This is a genomic window from Terrimonas ferruginea DSM 30193, from assembly GCF_000425585.1.
Lineage (GTDB): Bacteria > Bacteroidota > Bacteroidia > Chitinophagales > Chitinophagaceae > Terrimonas > Terrimonas ferruginea.
Window position 1 is genome coordinate 6,203 of sequence record NZ_KE384403.1, and the last position, 20,805, is coordinate 27,007.

Annotated in this window: 20 protein-coding genes; 6 read left to right on the forward strand and 14 right to left on the reverse strand. The window is 48.4% G+C overall.

Features of this window, described 5'->3' with window-relative positions:
• The coding region (locus tag H608_RS24700; RefSeq protein WP_211227099.1) for a hypothetical protein at positions 1-211 on the reverse strand (211 nt) is incomplete at its 3' end.
• 21 nt (positions 212-232) lie between these two features.
• Complete coding sequence (locus H608_RS0120175; RefSeq protein WP_028789275.1) at positions 233-2,011, reverse strand: OmpA family protein; 1,779 nt, start codon at positions 2,009-2,011, stop codon at positions 233-235.
• A 333-nt stretch (positions 2,012-2,344) separates the two neighbouring features.
• Between H608_RS0120175 and H608_RS0120180 the strand changes: the two genes are divergently transcribed.
• Positions 2,345-3,220, forward strand: coding sequence for a pirin family protein (locus tag H608_RS0120180; RefSeq protein ID WP_028789276.1), 876 nt, complete (start codon positions 2,345-2,347; stop codon positions 3,218-3,220).
• Between the two features lie 37 nt (positions 3,221-3,257).
• On the opposite strand, the gene H608_RS23165 is transcribed toward H608_RS0120180, so the two are convergent.
• The 4 genes from H608_RS23165 to H608_RS0120200 form a co-directional block, all read right to left on the reverse strand.
• A complete protein-coding gene (locus H608_RS23165) occupies positions 3,258-3,938 on the reverse strand; it encodes a phosphatase PAP2 family protein (protein ID WP_038009273.1) in 681 nt (226 codons plus the stop codon).
• A 62-nt stretch (positions 3,939-4,000) separates the two neighbouring features.
• Positions 4,001-6,097, reverse strand: coding sequence for an LTA synthase family protein (locus H608_RS0120190; protein ID WP_028789277.1), 2,097 nt, complete (start codon positions 6,095-6,097; stop codon positions 4,001-4,003).
• Between the two features lie 57 nt (positions 6,098-6,154).
• Positions 6,155-7,441, reverse strand: coding sequence for a sensor histidine kinase (locus H608_RS0120195; RefSeq protein WP_028789278.1), 1,287 nt, complete (start codon positions 7,439-7,441; stop codon positions 6,155-6,157).
• On the reverse strand, positions 7,438-8,112 hold the full coding sequence (locus tag H608_RS0120200; protein WP_028789279.1) for a response regulator transcription factor: 675 nt from the start codon (positions 8,110-8,112) through the stop codon (positions 7,438-7,440). Before H608_RS0120200 ends, H608_RS0120195 begins: the two co-directional genes overlap by 4 nt.
• A gap of 101 nt (positions 8,113-8,213) precedes the next feature.
• Between H608_RS0120200 and H608_RS0120205 the strand changes: the two genes are divergently transcribed.
• A complete protein-coding gene (locus tag H608_RS0120205; RefSeq protein WP_028789280.1) occupies positions 8,214-9,104 on the forward strand; it encodes a flavin reductase family protein in 891 nt (296 codons plus the stop codon).
• Positions 9,105-9,210: 106 nt separating this feature from the next.
• Here H608_RS0120205 and H608_RS0120210 read toward each other — a convergent pair whose 3' ends face one another.
• Positions 9,211-9,927 carry a DUF4197 domain-containing protein gene (locus H608_RS0120210; RefSeq protein WP_028789281.1) on the reverse strand — a complete coding sequence of 239 codons (717 nt, stop codon included), beginning with the start codon at positions 9,925-9,927 and terminating at the stop codon, positions 9,211-9,213.
• Between the two features lie 146 nt (positions 9,928-10,073).
• On the opposite strand from H608_RS0120210, the gene H608_RS0120215 reads away from it, so the two are divergent.
• Positions 10,074-10,523 carry a hypothetical protein gene (locus H608_RS0120215; RefSeq protein ID WP_028789282.1) on the forward strand — a complete coding sequence of 150 codons (450 nt, stop codon included), beginning with the start codon at positions 10,074-10,076 and terminating at the stop codon, positions 10,521-10,523.
• Positions 10,524-10,587: 64 nt separating this feature from the next.
• Complete coding sequence (gene lysS, locus H608_RS23170; RefSeq protein WP_038009275.1) at positions 10,588-12,138, forward strand: lysine--tRNA ligase; 1,551 nt, start codon at positions 10,588-10,590, stop codon at positions 12,136-12,138.
• Positions 12,139-12,218: 80 nt separating this feature from the next.
• On the opposite strand, the gene H608_RS0120225 is transcribed toward lysS, so the two are convergent.
• From H608_RS0120225 to H608_RS0120260, 7 genes are all read right to left on the reverse strand, one after another.
• Positions 12,219-12,497: a hypothetical protein gene (locus H608_RS0120225; RefSeq protein WP_028789283.1), complete on the reverse strand. Its 279-nt coding sequence runs from the start codon at positions 12,495-12,497 to the stop codon at positions 12,219-12,221.
• Between the two features lie 208 nt (positions 12,498-12,705).
• Positions 12,706-13,527: an SDR family oxidoreductase gene (locus H608_RS0120230; RefSeq protein ID WP_028789284.1), complete on the reverse strand. Its 822-nt coding sequence runs from the start codon at positions 13,525-13,527 to the stop codon at positions 12,706-12,708.
• Positions 13,528-13,904: 377 nt separating this feature from the next.
• Positions 13,905-14,894 (reverse strand): potassium channel beta subunit family protein, encoded by a 990-nt coding sequence (locus H608_RS0120240; protein WP_028789286.1) that lies wholly within the window; start codon positions 14,892-14,894, stop codon positions 13,905-13,907.
• Positions 14,895-14,967: 73 nt separating this feature from the next.
• Positions 14,968-15,570 (reverse strand): LptA/OstA family protein, encoded by a 603-nt coding sequence (locus tag H608_RS23175; RefSeq protein WP_155990277.1) that lies wholly within the window; start codon positions 15,568-15,570, stop codon positions 14,968-14,970.
• A 146-nt stretch (positions 15,571-15,716) separates the two neighbouring features.
• Positions 15,717-17,150 carry a BamG family beta-barrel-assembly machinery protein gene (gene bamG / locus H608_RS0120250; protein ID WP_028789287.1) on the reverse strand — a complete coding sequence of 478 codons (1,434 nt, stop codon included), beginning with the start codon at positions 17,148-17,150 and terminating at the stop codon, positions 15,717-15,719.
• Positions 17,122-17,850 (reverse strand): type III pantothenate kinase, encoded by a 729-nt coding sequence (locus tag H608_RS0120255; RefSeq protein WP_028789288.1) that lies wholly within the window; start codon positions 17,848-17,850, stop codon positions 17,122-17,124. The genes bamG and H608_RS0120255 overlap by 29 nt, the downstream gene beginning before the upstream one ends.
• Positions 17,851-17,892: 42 nt before the next feature.
• A complete protein-coding gene (locus tag H608_RS0120260) occupies positions 17,893-18,534 on the reverse strand; it encodes an LON peptidase substrate-binding domain-containing protein (protein ID WP_028789289.1) in 642 nt (213 codons plus the stop codon).
• Between the two features lie 104 nt (positions 18,535-18,638).
• On the opposite strand from H608_RS0120260, the gene meaB reads away from it, so the two are divergent.
• Together meaB and glf are read left to right on the forward strand one after the other, a co-directional pair.
• The gene (gene meaB, locus H608_RS0120265; protein WP_038009276.1) at positions 18,639-19,640 is read left to right on the forward strand and encodes a methylmalonyl Co-A mutase-associated GTPase MeaB; all 1,002 of its coding nucleotides are present in this window, start codon (positions 18,639-18,641) and stop codon (positions 19,638-19,640) included.
• Between the two features lie 27 nt (positions 19,641-19,667).
• Positions 19,668-20,801, forward strand: coding sequence for a UDP-galactopyranose mutase (gene glf / locus H608_RS0120270; RefSeq protein ID WP_028789291.1), 1,134 nt, complete (start codon positions 19,668-19,670; stop codon positions 20,799-20,801).
• The last annotated feature ends 4 nt before the right edge of the window (positions 20,802-20,805 follow it).

Genomic DNA, 20,805 nt, shown 5'->3' on the forward strand with positions numbered 1-20,805 from the left:
GCTCGTTGGTCGGGAGACCAACGAGGGAGATCTTCTCTTCAATTGAAAATGCGCGTTCAAAGAAAGGAAGGCAGCCCCTGTTGGTCTCCTGACCAACAGGCCACCCACGAGCCACATGACCCTTCGCAAAAACAATGCGGCTCCGTATTGCCTGCGGGAGCAACATATGCAAAAAAGCAAATACCCCGCACAGGACGGGGTATTTATGCATGTTGCCACAGGGAATTATAAGTTAATAAGACAACACCTTGATTTCTGTTCTTCTGTTTTGCTGGTGCTGGTCTTCGCTACAATTTATACCATTCACACATTCGTTGAGCGGTTTTGTTTCGCCGTAACCGCGTGCGGTAAGCCTGTTCTTCTCCACGCCTTTCGACACCAGGTAGTTCACAGCGGCCTCTGCACGTCTGCGGGAAAGACTCATGTTATAGGCATCACTTCCGCGACTGTCTGTGTGAGACGACAGTTCTATCCGCAGGGTTGGATTCTGTTTCATTATATTGACCACATTATCCAGTACTGTTGCTGCATCGGAGCGGATAAAACTCTTATCCAGGTCGTAAAGAATATTCTTCAACACCCAGGTCGATCCCTGCTGCAAGTTACATACACCTAATTTAAGGCTTACATAAAGTGTCTTGGTACGATCAAGTCCTTGAGTGGTTACTTGTTCTGTTTGTGAATATTTACCGGCCTGGTTTGCTACAATCGTATAGGCTGTGGCGGGATCGAGCTGATAAATAAACTTGCCTTCACCATCGGACACCTGGCTCATGTTGGTATGCGAGCCGCTGTTGGTGAGTGTGGTATTGATGTTTTTCAATTTCTGTTCGCTCGCGCATTCAACGGTCTCGCCGATGAGTGTAAAGCGCGGATCGTCGTGAAAAACTTCCTTGTAAATAACGGTGCCGCTTTGTTTAAAGTCGGCCGGTGTAATGAGTACTGTTGTGGTGGCCACGCCATTTTTCTCGCCATGTGCGGCATAACTTCCTTCCGTGGCTTCTTTCAGGCGATCGGCCTCGCCGTTGGCGTTGGTCAGTGACGTAAAGGTGTTGCCCTCGTAAGCAATATCAACGCGCACTCCGCTCAGTGCCAGGCCGGTCTGACGGTCTTTCACTACCACAAGAATATCTTTCTTCATTTCTTCTTTCTTCGGTGCAGGCGCCGGTGTTTTGGCTACTTCTTGCGCTACCTCAGGCAATGGCCTCGGTTTCGCAGGTTCATGTTTTTTACCAAAAATGTATTTCACGCCGGCAGTGAGATTCACGGCCTGTGTATAGGTGCGTGCATATTCAGGTTTCTCTGCATAAAAAGCCAGGGGATCGTCAACGATGTCATTTGCATTAAGCGGCTTCAAAGCAGGACGATAGCTGACATAGTACTCGCTGCTGTCTTTTGAAAAGCGACGGCTGATCGTGCTCAGGTAATCACCCTGCAGGAAGAGCGCCCAATTATCGTTGAGTTTATAATTGAAGCGAAGACCGCCTACGCCTACCCATGCCTTCGGATCATCTTTGGGATTGGCAGTACTAAAAATGTCGATCGAACCGCTGGTGAGCGGTGTTGTGTAGGTCATCGTTTGTGTGTAATCAGGAAACTGTTGCAGCATAACACCGGCTTTGGCAAAAGCCTCGATCTCCAGCGAACCGATTGCGGTGCGGTAAACAGGGCCTAAAGTGAAAGCCATGTGCCGGAATGATTTCGGAGAGTTGAATGTGGTAGCAATATATCCATTACCAAAAAAAACCGAATCGAATGCAGGCAATCCATGTTGCAGGTAACGTGCGTCGATACCGATGCCCCAGTGATTGCCCCCGAAATATTTATCGGCGAAAAGTCCGGCCGTATAACCCATGCGGGCCTTTCCGATCTCTCCTTTATAAGTACCAAGCGGTTGACTGCCGCCACCAAAAACACCCACCTGCCACTGGCCGGGCTCCCTGGTTTTGGTTTGTGCAGCAACCATATAACTGATTAAGAGGCAAAATGAACTGATGATTAGCGTTTTCATATACAAAGCGTTTGATGAGCAATGCATCACGCCGCAGCGCGATTTTTTCTTTATATCAAAGGGAGGGAGATTTTGTTACCTCGCTGAGAGGAAAAATCAGGTTTCACGCAAAGCGAAATAAGGAGCAAGGGCGCAATGGGCTGACGCTTCGATAAGTTCCATGCAAAGCGACATAAGGAGCAAAGGCGCTAAGAAACGGCTGTTTTATTGACGATTCACGATTCACGATTGACCATTGACGATTCACGTTTCCCGTTCTTACCATACATCAACGCCCCCCGCCAACACGCATCGTAGCTTTGCTCTATCATTTAAAAAACAAAGGAGTTAGATATGGCTATCAAAACTGTTCAGCAGGTATTGGCTCCCCCAGATCCGCATATGGTGGGAGATGGCTTCCGGGTACACAATTTTTTTCCCGGAGGATACAACATGGGCAAAAAAAGGATGAGTCCCTTTTTTCTGCTCGATTATAATTCACTGGTTGATTTTGCAGCGCGTGAAACACCAAGGGGCGTTGGCGTGCACCCGCACCGCGGCTTTGAAACGGTAACCATCGCTTACCAGGGTAAAGTGGCGCACCACGATAGCGCAGGCCACAGCGGTGTGATCGGAGAGGGTGATGTGCAATGGATGACCGCCGGCTCCGGTATCCTGCACAAAGAATACCATGATGCGGAATACAGCCGCACCGGCGGACCTTTTCAGATGGTGCAACTCTGGGTCAATCTTCCGCAAAAAGATAAAATGACCACGCCCAAATACCAGGAGATTACACGCGGTAGAATGGGCCAGTATCATTTACCCGGCGACCAGGGAACCGTTGAAGTAATTGCCGGTTCGTATGAAGGTGTAAAAGGACCTGCACATACTTTCACCCCGATGGAAGCATATAACCTGCGGGTGAAAAAAGGTGCCGTGGTGAACCTCGATTTGCCCGCTCATTACAATACCGGTTTGCTGGTAGTACAAGGCGGCATCCGCATCAACAATACGGAAAAAGCTTCTCTTGATCATTTTGCTTTGTTTGAAAACAACGGCAGCTCTTTCACCGTAGAAGCGCTGGAAGACAGTGTGATCCTGGTCTTGAGCGGTGAACCCATCGATGAACCGCTCTTTGCCTACGGGCCGTTCCTCATGAATACCTATGAAGAAGTGCAACAGGCCTATGATGATTTTAACAAGGGGAAATTCGGTTATCTCGAATAAATAAAAAGGCTGTCAATGACAGCCTTTTTATTTATAATCAAAACACAGGAAGAAGCCGCTGTTTGTTGCGTCCCCATTTATATTGATGCGTCCAGTACGCCAGCTTCATCGATAAAATACCGATGCCGGCACCGACAAGTACATCGCTTACATAATGCCGGTTGTTCGCCATGCGCAATACACCAACAGATGAAGCAATTCCGTATGCCGCATAAGGCATCCATGGCAAACGGTCTTTGTATTCTTCTGATAAAAAAGTAGCTGCCGCAAATGCCTGCGCCGTATGGCCCGAAGGGAAAGAGTTGTAAGTGGTGCCGTCCGGTCTCAACGTGTGGGTTGTTTTTTTAAGAAAATTCACCGAGCCCAACGTGATCAGTTCTCCCTTTGCCAATATGACCGAACGATTCAGCAGATCATTGCGCGAAGGCACACCAAATGCATCAAGCCCGTAGGCCAACGCAATCGGGGCATATTGCAGGTAATTATCAATTTTGGTATGAAAACCGGGAATGTTCTTGTTGCGGCTTTCAAGTACTTCGTTTTTTACCGATTCCGATGACCTTCCATTGCTGAGAATACCCGCAGCGATCAGGCCCGCAGGCAGTTGCAGTTGACGGATAGAAAAATGGAGAGGCTGGTTGATCCGGGTACTGTCCTGTTGTGCAAACGAGAACACGGAAAACGACAGGAGCAGCAAGGTGGTGAACAGGCTTCGCATGTGGCTTATTTTATGCTAAACTGAACCGCGATTTTGTAGAAATTCTGAACATTTCCCCCCTTTCAGCGAATCTTATATTTTCCTTCACGTATTACCCATGCGGCCGTCTGATAAAAAGCCATCGCTTCGCGCACCAGACTGTCAACGCGTGGCACTTCCTGCGCCTGGCTGCTTTTAAAATCAGGACGGTATACCTGTATTTTTTTCACCGGAGACTGCACCACCAGTAAACTATCGCGCAGAAATCCAAGCCCCTGGTAGGTGCTGATGAATGCACGTCGTTCTGCATTTTCGGGAATATGAAAAATATCCTGCCCGAAGAAGCGGCTTTTGTAATCGAAGTTCAGGAAACCGAGAATGCTGGGTGCTATATCGATCTGTGCCATCAGTTTATCATCCACTGTGGGCGCAATATGACCGGGAGCAAAAAAGATCAGCGGAATATGGTATCCTTTCGGAGGCAATGCAGATTTGCCCGCGCTCGAAGCACAGTGATCCGCTACAATCACGAACAAGGTATTTTTAAACCAGGGATGCGATGAGGCGCGACGGATAAAATCGCCGATTGCATAGTCGGTATATTTCACTGCACCATCGCGGCTGTGAGCAGTTGGAGGAATGTCGATCCTTCCTTCGGGATAAGTATACGGGCGGTGATTGGATACCGTCATCACATGACTGAAAAATGGTTTGCCTGCGGCGTAATTCTGGTCAAACGTACGAAGGGCCAGGGTGAAAAGATCTTCATCGGCCACGCCCCAGATATTGGCATAATGTATTTCATCACTGCGCAACGCAGAGCGGTCGATCACCTCATAGTCATTATGACTAAAGAAATAATTCATGTTATCAAAATAACCATAGCCGCCATAAAGGTATTGCGTAATGTACCCCTTGCTGCGGAATATACTTCCCAACGAAAACAGGTTTTCGTTACCCGGACGCTTGACGATGCTTTGCCCCGGCGTAGGCGGCAGTGCAAGCGACAATGATTCTAATCCACGTACAGTGCGCGTGCCGCTCGCATACATTCCCCTGAATAGTATTCCTCTTGCCCCCAGTGAATCGAGTTCGGGAGTCAGCCCCTTATCATTGCCAAACGACCCCATGAAGTCCGCGCTCAGGCTTTCAACACTGATCAGCACCACATTCATTTTTTGTTCCGCGCCGGGATATTGAATAGTGCGCTCCAGGCTCATCGGATCGGAAGACCAGGTGGTATACGGAGTGGTGAGTTTATCACGTACCAGTTTCATGGCCTCTTTGTCGGGCATGGTTTCGTAATAACGATAAAAGTCCAGTTCGTTTTGCTCGAAGGCTCTTACAAATTCATAAAAACCATTTGCGCCCAGCTCCTGTGTATAATTGTCTTTGGAAATATTTTTCCAACCCGGGTCGCCTGCCATCACCGACAAAGCCGGTAGTCCAAAAAGAATAAGGGCTGCGATGATATGCGTGCGCCAGGTAGCCGGCATCGTAACCGAACTACGGTAAGCCGAACGCAGCAACCAGGTAATGGCTCCGGCCACCAACGCCGTAATAGCAATCAGCCATCCTACGGGATAAGATTCGCGGATATTGCCGATCACTTCATGCGTGTAAACAAGATAATCAACGGCAATAAAGTTGTAACGCCCGGAGAACTCGGCCCAGAAAAACCATTCACTCACCGCATTGAACAATAAAAGAAACACGAAGATGAGCAACCAGCCCTGCAATACCGTGGCACGCCAGCGAAGCCTGAATGCATGTCCTTTGTATAACAACAGCAGGAAGATCAGCAACCGGAGCAGGATATAACTGCCGAAGATAAGCGGCAGGTGTTTATTGAATTCTTTTGGTATAAGCCCGGTAAAGAAGATTACGAAAAGACCCGCAGCAAATAAGGCAATCATGACCCAACGGCCATAACGGCTGTAGATCCATTCGCTTGTAAAAGCAATATGCAGCGCAAGCGGAAGCGCTACAAAAAACACCGTAATGAGATCATAGCCGAATCCGGTAAGCAGCGCCGTAAAGAAACTGCCCAGGGATGGCCGGATCTCGTTGTAAAAACTGAATAATAATAACAGCCGTGTGAGGGTGAACACGGACAAGGCAATAACAATCAGCCATGCAACAGGCGCATAGCGGTGGCGGTTCAGCATTGCGTTCTTCAATTGAGCGTGTGTTAATCAACTGCAAAGCTGAATAACGATTTTGAAGAAATTCTGAATTCAGAAGCGGATCGTAAATACATGAAAATCTTGTGAATAGGAATAGCTTACTTCCCAGCCGTAGCGGTTGCAGACCTGTTTTACAATGGCCAGCCCCAGTCCGCTGCCCGGACTTTCGTGCGAAATGTTGCTGAATCGCTGAAACAGGCCTTCTTCCTTCAACGGACCTTTGCCACTGTTGGAGATGCGCAACTGCCGCGCCGACAACTGCACTTTTATTTTGCCGCCGGCCGGACTGTGCCGGATGGCATTGAGTAAAAGATTACTGACCATCGTTTCCACCAATGTTCTGTTCCCGGTAATCTGAATAGCATCATCGATATCTTTTTCCCGCTCAATGCCTTTATTGGATAAGTGTTCATCCAGCATCAGCAGGTTTTCGTTTACGATGCCACTGAGATCAATTTGTTGCCTGTCGGCAAATTGGTTATTCTCGATACGCGCCAGCAACAAAAGATTACGGTTGATGCGTGATACGCGTGACAATGCGCGCGTAGCCTGCTCGATGATATCGGATTGCTCGTTTGTGAGCGTGCTGGATTGCAGCAGGAGGTCCAGTTTGGAGCGGATAATCGCCAACGGTGTCTGCAATTCATGTGAAGCATTTTCGGTGAACTCCTTTTGCAGACGGTAGGCTGTCATGTCGGCTTCGATGAGGTTTTGCAATGCATCGTTCAGTTCTCTGAATTCTTTGATCGACGTGTCTTCGAATTGAATGTTTTGCTGACGGCTGAGGTTGAAATGCTGTACTTTTTCCAACGTTCGGTAAAACGGCTTCCACAACCTTACGGAAATCCGTTTAGTTAAAATAATAAACCCGCCGAGCAGCAGCAGGAAAAAGAAAACAGTGACAACGGTGATCGCGGCAATGGTTTCATCAGATTCTTCCACATTCGTTTCAACAATCAGCCGGTAAGGTTTTCCATAAAGAATAAAATAGGTGGATAAGCCCCTGAAGCGATTAATATATCCGTCGGGATCATATTTATTAGGACGTAAAACGGTATAGATAGAGTCGGGGCGCATTTCCGCCTGCGACACCGGCTCGAGTGCGGTGCCGGGTTGTATGCGATCCCAGAGTTCGATACTTTGTTTCAGCAATGTATCGTTCAGGGAAAGTGTCGACAACTCATTCTGTGTTTTTTTACTCACGAGTTGATTATGCTCATCGAGCTGAAGGCGCCAGATATAATCAATGATTAAATAATAGGCGGGTATGCTGGTAGCCAGCACTACCAGTGAGTACAGGATAAATGCGCGGAGAGGTTTATTGAGGAGCCTGGTCATGATTCCCACTTATAGCCGGAGCCATAGATTGTCTTAAGGTAGTTGGTTGCGCCGGCTTCTGCTAATTTTTTCTTGAGATTTTTGATATGTGCGTAAACAAAATCGTGACTGTCGAGCATATCGGCGATATCGCCGGAAAGGTGTTCGGCCAGGGCGGTTTTAGAAACGACCCTGTTGCGGTTGGCCATGAAATAAAGCAGCAGGTCCAGTTCTTTACGGGTAAAATTCACCACTTTACCATGCACGTGTACTGTCTTCGCCAACAGGTTCACTTCAATTTCTTCCTGGCGCAGCACGTTGGTATTATTGAATTGCTTTCGGCGGATAAGCGAGTAAATTCTGGCGGCCAGCTCGGCCAGGTGAAACGGTTTGCTGATATAATCATCGGCGCCGATCTGCAGTCCTTTTATTTTATCTTCAACGGCATCTTTTGCGGAGATGATGATCACTCCTTCTTCGCGTTTGCGGTGCTTTATTTCCTGTAAAATATCGAGTCCGTTTCCGCCGGGCAGCATCAGGTCGAGCAGGATGCAGTCGTACTCGAAAGCGTTGATTTTTTCGATGGCCTGCCGGAATGAGGCCGCCGTTTCGCAGAGATAACTTTCTCCCGACAAATAATCCGTGATACTGGCGGCCAGCTCAGGTTCGTCTTCTATGATGAGCACTTTCACCTTACAAATCTAACAGACCAATTCTGAATATTTTCTGAATGTGCTATTTGGTTTCGGCGCTTTCGCATTAACCGCTAGTTTTGTGCCCTAATTATTATTGTATGGTCCTCGATCTTGCCACGCTTTCCACTGTTGAACGACAATATTACCTGCAGCATGTCATTGCACCGCGCCCGATCTGTTTTGCCTCGACCATCAATGCAAAAGGTGACGTGAACCTCAGCCCTTTTAGTTTTTTCAATCTTTTTTCTTCCCAACCACCGGTGGTCATCTTTTCGCCTTCGCGGCGCGTGCGCGACAATACCACCAAACACACGCTGGAAAACCTCCAAGAAGTGCCGGAGGTTGTTATTAATATGGTAACGGAAGACATGGTACAGCAGACATCGCTGGCCAGTTGTGAATATCCGGCGGGCGTCAACGAATTTATCAAAGCGGGATTTACGCAGGAGGCGGGAACTGTAGTGAAGCCGCCGATGGTGAAGGAAAGCCCGGTAAAACTGGAATGCAGGGTACTCGAAATAAAACCGCTCGGCACTGAAGGTGGTGCGGGCAATCTCGTTATCTGCGAAGTACTGCAGTTGCATATTGCCGACGGCCTGCTCGATGAAAACAAAAAGATCGATCAGCGTAAACTGCCGCTGGTGGCACGCCTCGGCGGAGACTGGTACTGCCGGGTAAACGAAAGCAATTTGTTCATGGTAGAAAAGCCCAACACCAAACTCGGCATCGGCATCGATCAATTACCCTCCGGCATCCGCAACAGTAAAATACTTACGGGAAATGAATTAGGTCAATTGGCCAATGTGCACGAGCCGCCGGTGGTTGATGCTGCTTATCACGATACGCATCTTCAGCAGATCATTCAATATTACAGCCTGAATCCCGAGGACCTGGAAAAGGAATTGCATCTGCACGCCCGCACATTATTGCTGCAGGGAAAAGTGGCCGATGCATGGCAGGTATTGTTGGCAGCGGAGTTACCAATTTGATGATTTGAAAATTTGAAAATGAGAATGGCAGTTTTATTCACCATTCACTTATTGCCTTATTGACGACTCAAGGTTTACGCAATAGCCTTTTGAATTTTCACATTTGTCATTTCCCAAACACTTTCTTCAAAATATCCGAAGCCTGTCCCATCGGATTGGCGCGGATCTTTGATTCTTCCTGCGCCACCTGGTCAAACAACGCTGCCACGGCCCTGTCTACTACATAGCCGGTCAGGTCGGGGTTGATCTTTTTAAAGGTGGTAGGCAAATTATTGTATGAGGTAACGATATCCGTGTAATATTTGGTAGCATTCACTTTTTCGAGTGAAGACTGTACGGAGGGGCGGAATGCTGCGGTCAGTTGCGCCGTAGTTTTTGATTTAAAGAATTGCGTGATCGCATCTTTCTGACCGGAAACCAGTTTCAGCGCATCGGTAACCGTGATTTGCTTGATGGCATCGAGGAAAATGGGTTTTGCGTAAGCCACCGCATCTTCCGCACCGCGGTTGATGGCGAGAATGGCTTTATCAACCTGCGCACCCATGCCCGCCGCGCGAAGTGTTTTTTCTATTTTCTGGGCATCTTCCGGGAGGAACATTTTATAAACATTGCTGCCGAAAAAGCCGTCGGTCTTGTTGAGGTTGAGTACGGCATTGAGCACGCCCTGAGAAAGGGCTTCTTTAACACCCTGGCCAGCTTCGGCTTCGGTCACCTTGCCGGACGAGCCTTTTTTCAATACCTGCGGAATTTTGATCTGGGCAGAACTGTAAAGAGGAGCCGCAAGGGTAGCCAGGATAAACGCGAAAAGGTAAGTTTTCTTCATACATTCATTTGTTTTACGATAAGAGAGGGCCGTGCAGCCTATTTGACGATCAAACAGACCAATTCGTGTGCAGCGGTCCCATTTTTTTGTGTGTCTTTACCTTGCCTTAACATAAACACGTAATTTTTCTACCGAATTTAAACATTATGAGATCAATTCTGCTGTTGCTGACCTTCCTGGCGACCTATACGGCCCAGGCTGCTCTTACCCCTTCTGCCGACACTATCCGCCCGCGCGAAGCCCGTCCGATGCCCTCTCAGTCACAGATCGAAGACCAGGTACACCGGCTCAAAACCAACGCTTTTGTGTTAGGAGTAGCTGGCGCTGCGGCCATTACAACCGGGATCATTCTCATCGACAACTCTAACAACAATTGGGACAAGCCCAATATGAATATCATCGGAGGCGTCATTTTGCTCATTGCCGGTGTCGCATTTGCCCTCACCAGCATTCCTCTTTTTGTGGTGGCCGCACATAAAAAACGAAAGTATTTGCGCGGCGATATGGCCTTTGGTTCCGAAAAAATCGGCGACATTAATATGCCGCGCATGAGCCAGGCCAGCTATCCGACCATCGGGTTCAGGCTGCGCTTCTGACACAGCTTTGCAGTTCTGCGCCGTAAGGAGTACCTTTGCCCTCTCAAAAAATCAAGACGATCCCATGAGTGTACAGCACTTATCAGAGCAGGAACAGGTACGGCGCGAAAAGCTTGCGAAGCTGCAGGCGGGCGGCATCGACCCCTATCCCGCTCCTTTATACCCCGTTTCCAACTATTCGGTTGATATCCGTGAAGGCTACACGGAAGAAAATAAAGATGCGTTTGCCAATGTTTGTGTGGCCGGACGCGTCATGAGTATCAATGACAAGGGAAAAGTATTCTTCGTAAAAATCCAGGACAGCAAAGGCATTCTGCAATTGTATATCCGCCGCGACGATTTGTATCCCGGTGAAGACAAAAGCGAATGGGATGTATTGGTAAAACACGGCCTCGACCTCGGTGATATCATCGGCGTTACAGGTTTTGTGTTCACCACACGTACCGGCGAAATATCCGTACATGCGCAAACACTCACGCTGCTGGCCAAATCATTGAAGCCGCTGCCCGTAGTAAAGCGCGATGAAGAAGGAAACGTATTCGACGAAGTAACAGACCCCGAGTTCCGTTACCGTCAGCGTTATGCCGATCTCATCATCAATCCCAACGTAAAGGAAACCTTCCTGAAGCGTACCAAACTGATCAATTCCATCCGCCAGTTCCTCAACGACCGGGGCGGACTGGAAGTAGATACACCCGTATTGCAGAGCATTCCCGGTGGAGCACTGGCTCGTCCGTTCATTACGCACCACAATGCATTGGATGTGCCGTTCTACCTGCGTATTGCCAACGAACTTTACCTCAAACGCCTGATCGTAGGTGGGTTTGACTGGGTATATGAATTCAGCCGCAACTTCCGCAACGAAGGCATGGACCGCACCCATAACCCCGAGTTTACCATTCTTGAATTTTATGTGGCGTATAAAGATTATTTGTGGATGATGGAAACCACCGAGCAACTGCTGGAAAAAGCTGCGCTCGATGTATGTGGCAGTACCGATCTGCAGGTAGGCGATCAAACTGTTTCATTTAAAGCGCCGTTCAAACGTATCAGCATCTACGACGCGATCAAAGAACATACGGGTTATGATGTAAGTGAAATGGATGAAACCGGTCTGCGTGAAGTATGTGCTGCCTTACATCTTCCCGTTGATAAATCAATGGGCAAGGGTAAGCTGATCGATGTGATTTTTGGTGAAAAATGTGAAGACCACTATGTACAGCCGACTTTCATCATCGACTACCCGGTTGAAATGAGTCCGCTGACCAAGAAACACCGTAGCAAACCCGGACTGGTTGAGCGCTTTGAACTGATCGTAAACGGTAAGGAAATTGCGAACGCCTATACTGAGCTGAACGATCCCGTGGATCAGCGTGAGCGTTTTGAAGACCAGGTTAAACTGATGGAACGTGGAGATGATGAAGCCATGTTCATCGATTATGATTTCCTGCGTGCATTGGAATATGGTATGCCACCGACCTCTGGTATTGGTTTCGGCGTCGACCGTCTTTGTATGTTGCTGACCAATCAGCCCTCCATCCAGGATGTGTTGTTCTTCCCGCAGATGAGGCCGGAGAAAAGTGACGAGATTCAACAGGGAGAGCGTGAATCGTGAATCGTCAATAGGCAGCCTTTTGAATTTTGACTTTTTAACTTTTGACTTATAAAAAAACCCCGCTAATCGCGGGGCTTTTTTTAAGAGGCCGTTTCTTCCACGGCATCCAGTCTGTTATCTTTTACAAATTTGTCGCGGTGAGCCTGGAATTGCTCCATCAGTTCAGTTATCGCTTCAATGCCATCGTCTACACTTCCATGTACATCCGGCAATGATTTATCCAATAATCCTACACCCAGGTTAATGTTTTCTGCTTCAATCTGGGCTACTTTTTTGAGGACAGCGGTCTGACTGTTTTTCACGTCTTCCAGTTCACGTAATATCTTGTCCATCATTTCGAGCTTCTGCATTTTATCCATAACCATTGATTTTAGGTTAAGGGTACAAACACCGTGCAGAAGGGTAGGATATTGTGTTAAAACTACCTATCCTCGTAGCTATTAGCGATATACCTATTAAAAAATGTGTAAATGTGAAAGTGTGGAAATGTGTAAATGAGCCGTCAATTACACCACATTTTCACATCTGCCGCAAAGCGGCGGCACATTTTCACATTCGCCGGATCGTTCAATCCAGAAAAAGGTCCTTATACAGCTTCGCTCCCGGTACAACGGAATACTTATCCAGGTCGGTAATACCTTCTTCTTTTAATACATCTTCATCAAGAAATGCATTGCCCGTGCATTCTTCGGCGCTGCGGTTGAAAATGGCATAAGCTGCATCGGAAAGAATATCGGGCTTGCGGCTCATTTTTACCAAAGTATCACCACCCAGCAAATTACGAACGGCGGCTGTGTCGATCGTGGTCATGGGCCACAACGCGTTGGAGGCAATACCATATTTTTTGAATTCAGCGGCCCAGCCCAGCGCCATCAATGTCATGTTGTATTTCGCAAGGGTATACGCTATATGACCGGCCAGCCATTTCGGTTTGATGTTAACGGGTGGAGATAAGGTAAGTATATGCGGGTTGTTTCCCTGTTTGAGATAAGGAAGACAGGCCTGGGTTACAAAGAATGTTCCGCGCACATTGATATCATGCATCAGGTCAAAGGCCTTCGGTTCCGTTTTTTCTGTAGGTGTAAGGGAGATAGCAGACGCGTTATTGATCAGCATGTCTATGCCGCCGAAATGTTCTGCGCCTTTGGTCACGGCTTCCTGGATCTGGTCTTCAAAACGGATATCGCATTTTACCGCAAACGCTTCTCCACCGGCAGCTTTGATTTCTTCTGCTGCGGAAAAAATAGTGCCGCCGAGTTTAGGATTTTCTTCCGTTGACTTTGCGGCGATGATGATGCGCGCTCCATCCGCTGCAAACCGCAGCGCCATTGCCTTACCAATGCCTCTGCTGGCACCGGTGATAAAAATAGTCTTCCCTTTCAATGACATAGCAATTAAACTTTTAGTTGATAATCGTATTTTATGATAATGCGTTGCCTGGTATTACGCGTATTTCTACTAGACTGCCGGTAAATTCAGCAAGTCTTTTTTTGCCTAATAACCCTCTGGCGGCTGTTGGAGTGGAGCCTTAGCTTTGTCCGGTTGATTGATCAGGGAATTGTGATCCATTATTCCGATGAAAGCCGTTGCATCCAATTATCCTGTAAAAAAGACCGCACAAAACCCGTGTCAGTCAATTTTTTTGCATCCCCGTTTGAATCCATATACCCTTGTGAACCTTTGAGGAAACCGTCCAACAGAAGAAATTTCTGGTTTGCCCCTCAAAAACATCCCGGTTCCGTTTATGCGGAACCGGTTTTATTTTTTCAATACTCCGGCAGCACCGGTTTGGTTTGCACGATCTGATCGATGCGTTCTTTCACGTCGGAGGTCAGTTTTTCTTTTACACTCAATGCGCCGAGGTTTTGTAACAACTGTTCTTTGCGTGAAGCACCAAGAATGGCTGTGGTTACGTTTGCATTGCTGATGCACCAGGCAATGCTTAATTCGGCCAATGAAACTCCCAGTTCTTTTGCCAATACGGCGAGCTGTTTTACTTTCTCAATTGTGCCGTCTTTGATCCAGCGGTCTTTCAGCCAGTCGAATCCTTCCAATGCAAAGCGGCTGCCTTCTGGTATACCATCGTTGTATTTTCCACTCAGTAATCCGGATGCGAGCGGACTCCAGATGGTCGTTCCCATTCCAACGGTATTGAAGATCATCAGGAATTCATTTTCCAGTTTTTGTCTTTCAAAAAGATTGTATTGCGGCTGTTCTACCGTTGGTCCGATCAGGCCATATTGCTGTGCTACGCGATGTGCTTCCATGATCTCAACGCCGCTCCATTCAGATGTTCCCCAATAGAGCACTTTTCCCTGCTGAATGAGCTGGTGCATGGTCCATACTACTTCTTCTATCGGCACTTTTTTATCAGGACGATGACAGAAATAGAGATCGAGATAATCGAGTTGTAAACGCTGCAGTGCTTCGTTGCAGGCCTCGGTCAGGTGCTTACGGCTGAGACCTGTCTGGTTGGGTTTGTTTTCGGTACCGCGCCATCCCCAGAATGCTTTGCTGCTGACAACATAAGAACTGCGGTCCCAGTTCTTTTTCTTCAGCACCCGGCCCATCATTTCTTCGCTTTGTCCCAATGCATATACTTCAGCATTGTCGAAGAAGTTAATGCCGTTATCATAAGCGATGCCCATCAGTTCATCGGCGATCTTATCATCGATCTGTTTGTGAAAACTAACCCAGCTACCGAAAGAAAGTACGCTCAATTGCAGGCCTGTACGGCCCATGTATCTGTATTCCATACTATTTAAGAAATGTGTCTGCTAAAGTTAGGATTCTTTGCGCGTAGAAGACAAGCTCTTTTGGCCGTACCGTTTATTGGGGAAGAACAGATCCCTCCTCGTTGTTCTTGAGGTCGGCTATGGGATATTTGAATGTAACGGTGGAGAAATCCTGGGTGGCTTCAATGCCTTTCGTGCCCATGATATCGCGGCCGGGCGCTTTGTACACAGCCGTCGTGTCGGAGTAAAATAATTTGCGGTTCTGGTCCCACCACAAGTCGTGACACCAGAGGGAGTCGCCTTTTACGCTGGTCACCAGCACACTGTCGCGGAGGTAGACCTTTGCAAGATTTTCGTAGTAGATGCCGTATTTGCTGTCTACTTTACTTTCCAGGCGCGCGCTGTCGTCGAAAAAATCTACGTGTAATGAGTTGGGAAATTCAACAGAGATGGTATCGCCCTGACCCGACTTGCCATTCTGCCAGCGGAGCATCAGCGGTGCGGTGAGTTTTGCTTTCAACCGGCCGTCCTGGCTCAGGAAGCTTTGCATATCGTGCGCTTCTTCGGGTATAGCACGTTTTTTCGTCCACACATCCATTTCGCTCTGGCTGTTTTCGCAGGAAATCAGGCTCCAGCAAGCAGCGATAAAGCTGCCGGCAAGCATGATCCGGCGAAATGAGCTCAGAGGATAATTCAAAATTAAAAAGTCAAAAAAGTGAATGGTGATCCCGAAGCCTCGGGAGTCAATCGTGAATAAGCAGCCTGGCTGTTTTACTTATAACCTATTACTTAAAACTTATTACCGATAACCCTATACCTTCTTCCTTATGCCTTACGCCTTCCTTAATCGTAACGGCGCTTGATAAACCAAAGATCGCTCAAGGACATACCTACTGACAAGCGGAAAAGGTTTTCGCGAAGCAGGTTGTCGTTGTTGCCACGTTTGATGTATTCAAATCCGAGGTTGATCAGTGTGTATTGATTACGGGCCTGGCTGTTGCGCGGCTGTACGAGTGGCAGACCGATGCCGGCCGTGATACCATACATCGGAAGCTTTTCCTGTACATGAATATAATCGGGACCAATGAAGAAACCGGCGCGGTAGGCTACGTTGCTCCAGTAACTGTTAGGGTTTGGAGCGGGACGCAGTTCACCACCCAGGCGCAGCTCCCAACGGTTGCGAACGGAATCAACTTTGCCGTAATAACGGTAATTATCCCATTTGGTCTGGCTGAAGTCCACACCAAGTGACCAGCCCCCTTCTCTTTTTTCACCGTCGTATTTAGGCAGCTTCTGCAGCATAAAGCCCACGGTAAAGGAAGAGGGGTAAATGATATCACCTTTAATATTGCGGTCTTCGTATACACTGTCGAGGCGCGTATAGCCCGCCGCTTCGTCATAATAATATGTTTCGCGGATCCGGTCTTCGGTTGCTTTAAGTTTCTGTTGCCAGTTGCCATAAGCGCCGATCGTTGCAGACAGGCGGCTGTCGATGTTGATCACATACTGCAGGCCTGCATTGAAGAAAATATTTCCGTAAGAAGCTTTTGTCTGCCAGTTGCCGGCATTGTAAGCGACTGTGTCGTTGATAAAAGCGCGGCGTGTGGCGTAATCTTTTTTACCAAAGAGGTAACCCGCCGTTACACCGATGCTGAGCCACTGGTTCTTGGCAGTTTTGAAACGCATACCGGTACCGATGTTGGGCATATAAGCACCGCCATCACCTTCGCTCAGGGTTTGTGCAGAGTCGATATTGGTTCCGCTGATCGGATCCGTCAGGCGCTCCCGCTTGATCATGTTGTAGCTGATGCGGTTTACAGGGCGGATGCCAAAGGAAAGACCCCAGTTGGAACGCAGCGGCACACCGAGCTGTACGTGTGAGAACAGCAGGTTGCTGGCCGTAAACTTTCCAACAGGACTGTTGTTATTCGGCTCGCGCAATGTGCGACTCTCATAATTGATGCCTACGTCGAGAATGGCACGGCCGGAACCCAGTTTCGGAGAACGCGCTTCTTTAAACGACTGAAACCAGCTATAAGAAGCCGGGTTGGCATAATTGATCGTAAAAGGATCTGTAAATCCGGCGCTTACCCCCCCCATACTGCGGTTGACAATATTGACGGAAGGTACCTGATCGCCGAGACCATATCGCGAATAGGGAGAATTATCCTGTGCAGCAGCAGGGAGGAATGAAACAGTCAGCATGGTCAGTGCCGTTATCTTGATAACTCCTAATGTATTGATCCTCTTAGGGGTTATTAACTTCGCTAATCGCATAAAGGCCTTTAAAGATTAAATCGGGGTCTGCAAATATCTTGTTTTTCAGGTGCGGAGCCAAATGTACCATATCACCCCCGGTTAAGACCACGTTAAAGTTGTCGAATTTGCTGCGGTACTCGTCGATAAATCCATCCATTTCATAGACCATTCCCAGCACAACCCCCGAAAGGATGTTGGTGCGGGTATCGTAGCCAATCAATGGCACGTTGCTGTCTGCTTCCACCACAGGTAGTTTGGCCGTGTAATGGTTCAATGCTTTAAGCCGCATTTCCAGGCCTGGCGAAATGCCGCCGCCGACCAGCTCCCTGAACTTATTGATGAAATTGTAGGTAATGCAGGTGCCCAGCGCAATCACCAGGTTGTGTTGTTTAGGATAAAAACGCACCGTTCCGGCTGTCAGCGCCAGGCGGTCGGCGCCGATGGTTTCGGGTTTGCCAACCGGCGTGCTGAAATCCAGTTTGGTCAGATGGCTCAACCGGTGAAACTTTGACCGGTTTGCCAGCAGGGTTTCCATTTCCGGATTATGCTCGATGACCGAAGAAAGAATGGTTTTGGAAGGCCGGTATTCATCCAGCAAGGCATTGATCAGACCTGAACTGTCGTCCGGCAATACCAGCACCTTATCAATTTCTGCATCGCGGAATACCGCTACTTTTCTGCGGGTGTTGCCGAAATCAAAACAAAGTGTTGTGGACATGCGTGCAAGATAGGGAGATGAGCCTGATTAACCACAAACTCGTTATTCTTCCCATTTCAGGCCCGGAAGTGTCCGGAAATGGCCATTTAAACGGATTTTTTCCTTCAATTGCTCCATTCCGGCAACTGTGGGTAATACTTTTTCCAGGAAGCGTTTCAGGTATTCCTGCCGCTGACGTTCATCAAAAAGGCAAAGCAACTCGTACTCTTCCTGCAGCGACATGCCCACATGATGGGCGATTGCATAAGCATCCGGTTCGCGGCCCGCAATACGCATGTCTTTCTTCACCTGCAGCAGCTCGTGAAGCTCCTGGATGGATTGCATCAACTGATCCAGCACACCCGGCAGCATCCGCGTATTGTTCGGCGGATAATTCACAATCGCGCCGCTGTAAAGTTTGTCGGGTATGTCGCGGATCACTTCGAGTATCCGGAAGACTTCCTGGCCTTCCGTCCGGATATCCATTTCTCCGTCGGGATATAGTTTACTTATTTCAAGCACTTTTACCGAAGTCCCATGGTCTTGCAGTTTATTGTCAATTACGGTGGGAATGCCGAATGATTTTCCACTGTCGTGACATTCTTTGATCAGTTGCTTATAACGCGGTTCAAAAATGTGCAGATTCAAATGCTCGCCCGGATATACTACCAGTCCCAACGGAAACACGGGGATAAAATTTGTCATGCTGTAAAGTTAATCGGATGAGGTTTTATCTGCCCCAATTCCATGCCGTTTGATCAATGATTGCTAATGAATACGCCTATTTTTGCCGAAACATCAATTGGTTTATGGCGTCATCTTTTCTGCAAGGCATACGCGCCGGTGATATCCGGCAACTGGCCAGAGCTATCTCGCTCGTGGAAAACGAGGCGCCCGGCTACGAAGAACTCCTCTTGTCATTGCCCGCCGATTCTCCCACGAAAGTTGTTGGTCTTACGGGCCCGCCCGGTGCAGGTAAAAGTTCGTTGACAGACGCCCTCGTGGGAGAACTGATCCAGCGAAAGAAACGGGTGGCGGTTCTTTGTGTGGATCCGTCTTCGCCCTTCAACCTGGGTGCGGTGCTCGGCGACCGCATACGCATGAATCAATGGTACACGCATCCCGATGTATATATCCGTTCGCTCGCCACACGCGGCGCCATGGGCGGCCTCAATCCGAAGATCATCGAGATCACGGATGTGCTCAAAGCAGCAGCATACGATTATATCATTATAGAAACGGTGGGCGTAGGCCAGAGCGAAATTGAAATTGCCGGACTCGCAGATGTGACCGTGGTTGTGGTAGTGCCCGAAGCCGGCGATGAAATACAAACGATGAAAGCCGGGCTGATGGAAATTGCGCAGATTTTTGCCGTCAACAAAAGCGACCGGCCCGGAGCAGATGCGTTTGTCAAAAACCTGCGGCTAATGCTGGCGCCCGCATTTTCCCGGACGCAAATAGAAATTCCGGTAATCAAGACCGTGGCCACCGGGGCTTCGAGAGCCTCAGCCACCGGCCATTCGGAAGCCTCAGCCATCGCTCATTCGGCCCCTGAGGCACTCGAAGGGCTCGAAGGGCCCGAAGTCAACGGCATAGCAAAACTCTGGAACGCCATCGATCATTATCTCTCCCTTCATTTACCCAACGAAAGAAAAAACTGGCTGCTGGCCGAGAAAGCCTACCATCTTATCCAGGCATCACGGATGAAGGATATTTCCATCACCGACCTGCAGAAAAAAATTGCCGCGGAAACAGGCCGCTCGCAGAATCTTTATCAACTTATTCAGCCCTTCGTGAACAAGTCTCGATAATGAAAACAAGCCCCTTATCTTTATTGTATGGCAGCAACGAAGGAATATGATTACCTGATCGTAGGCAGCGGTCTTTACGGGGCTACTTTTGCTTATTTTGCCCGCAAGGCCGGAAAGAAATGCCTGGTGATCGATAAGCGGGACCATAGCGGTGGTAATATTTTCTGCCGCGATGAAGAGGGCATCAACGTACATGCTTACGGCGCTCATATTTTTCATACCAACGATACGGGCATCTGGAACTTCGTTAACCGCTTTGCCACATTCAACCGCTACACCAACAGCCCCGTTGCGCTCAGCAAAGGCAAACTGTATAACCTGCCTTTCAACATGAACACTTTTCACCAACTGTGGGGAGTGGTGACGCCGGAAGAAGCAAAACAAAAGATCGAAGAACAAACAGCTCCTTACGCCGGAAAAGAACCGGCCAACCTCGAAGAACAGGCTCTGCGCCTTGTGGGGCCCGACGTTTACAACGCGCTGATCCGCGAATACACCGAAAAGCAATGGGGCAAATCTGCACGTGAATTGCCGGCTTTTATCATTCGCCGCCTGCCTTTGCGTTTTACCTACGACAATAATTATTTCACGGACAAATACCAGGGCATCCCTGCCGGCGGTTACAATAAAATAACAGAAGGTCTGCTCGAGGGAATTGAAGTACGTCTGCAACAGGATTTCCTGGCAGACCGCGATTATTTCAAATCACTGGCCGACACGGTGGTGTATACCGGCCAGCTCGATGCTTACTTTGATTTCCGGGAAGGCCAGCTCGAATACCGTAGCCTGCGTTTTGAACACAAGCGATTAGAAACGGATAATTTCCAGGGAAATGCGGTTGTGAACTACAGTGATGCTGCGGTGCCATACACCAGGATCATCGAGCATAAACATTTCGAATTCGGCACCCAGCCCCATACGGTGATCACCTATGAATATCCCGAAACCTGGACGCCCGGCAAGGAATGCTATTACCCCGTAAATGATGATACAAATATGGCCATATTCCGCACCTACGACCAACTGGCACAGGCGGAAGAAGGAGTATTGTTTGGCGGAAGGCTGGCCGAGTACAGATATTATGATATGCATCAAGTTATTGGCTCGGCAATGACCGCGGCAGGACGTATATTTGGAAAAGATATACTAGACCGTCACTGAGAAT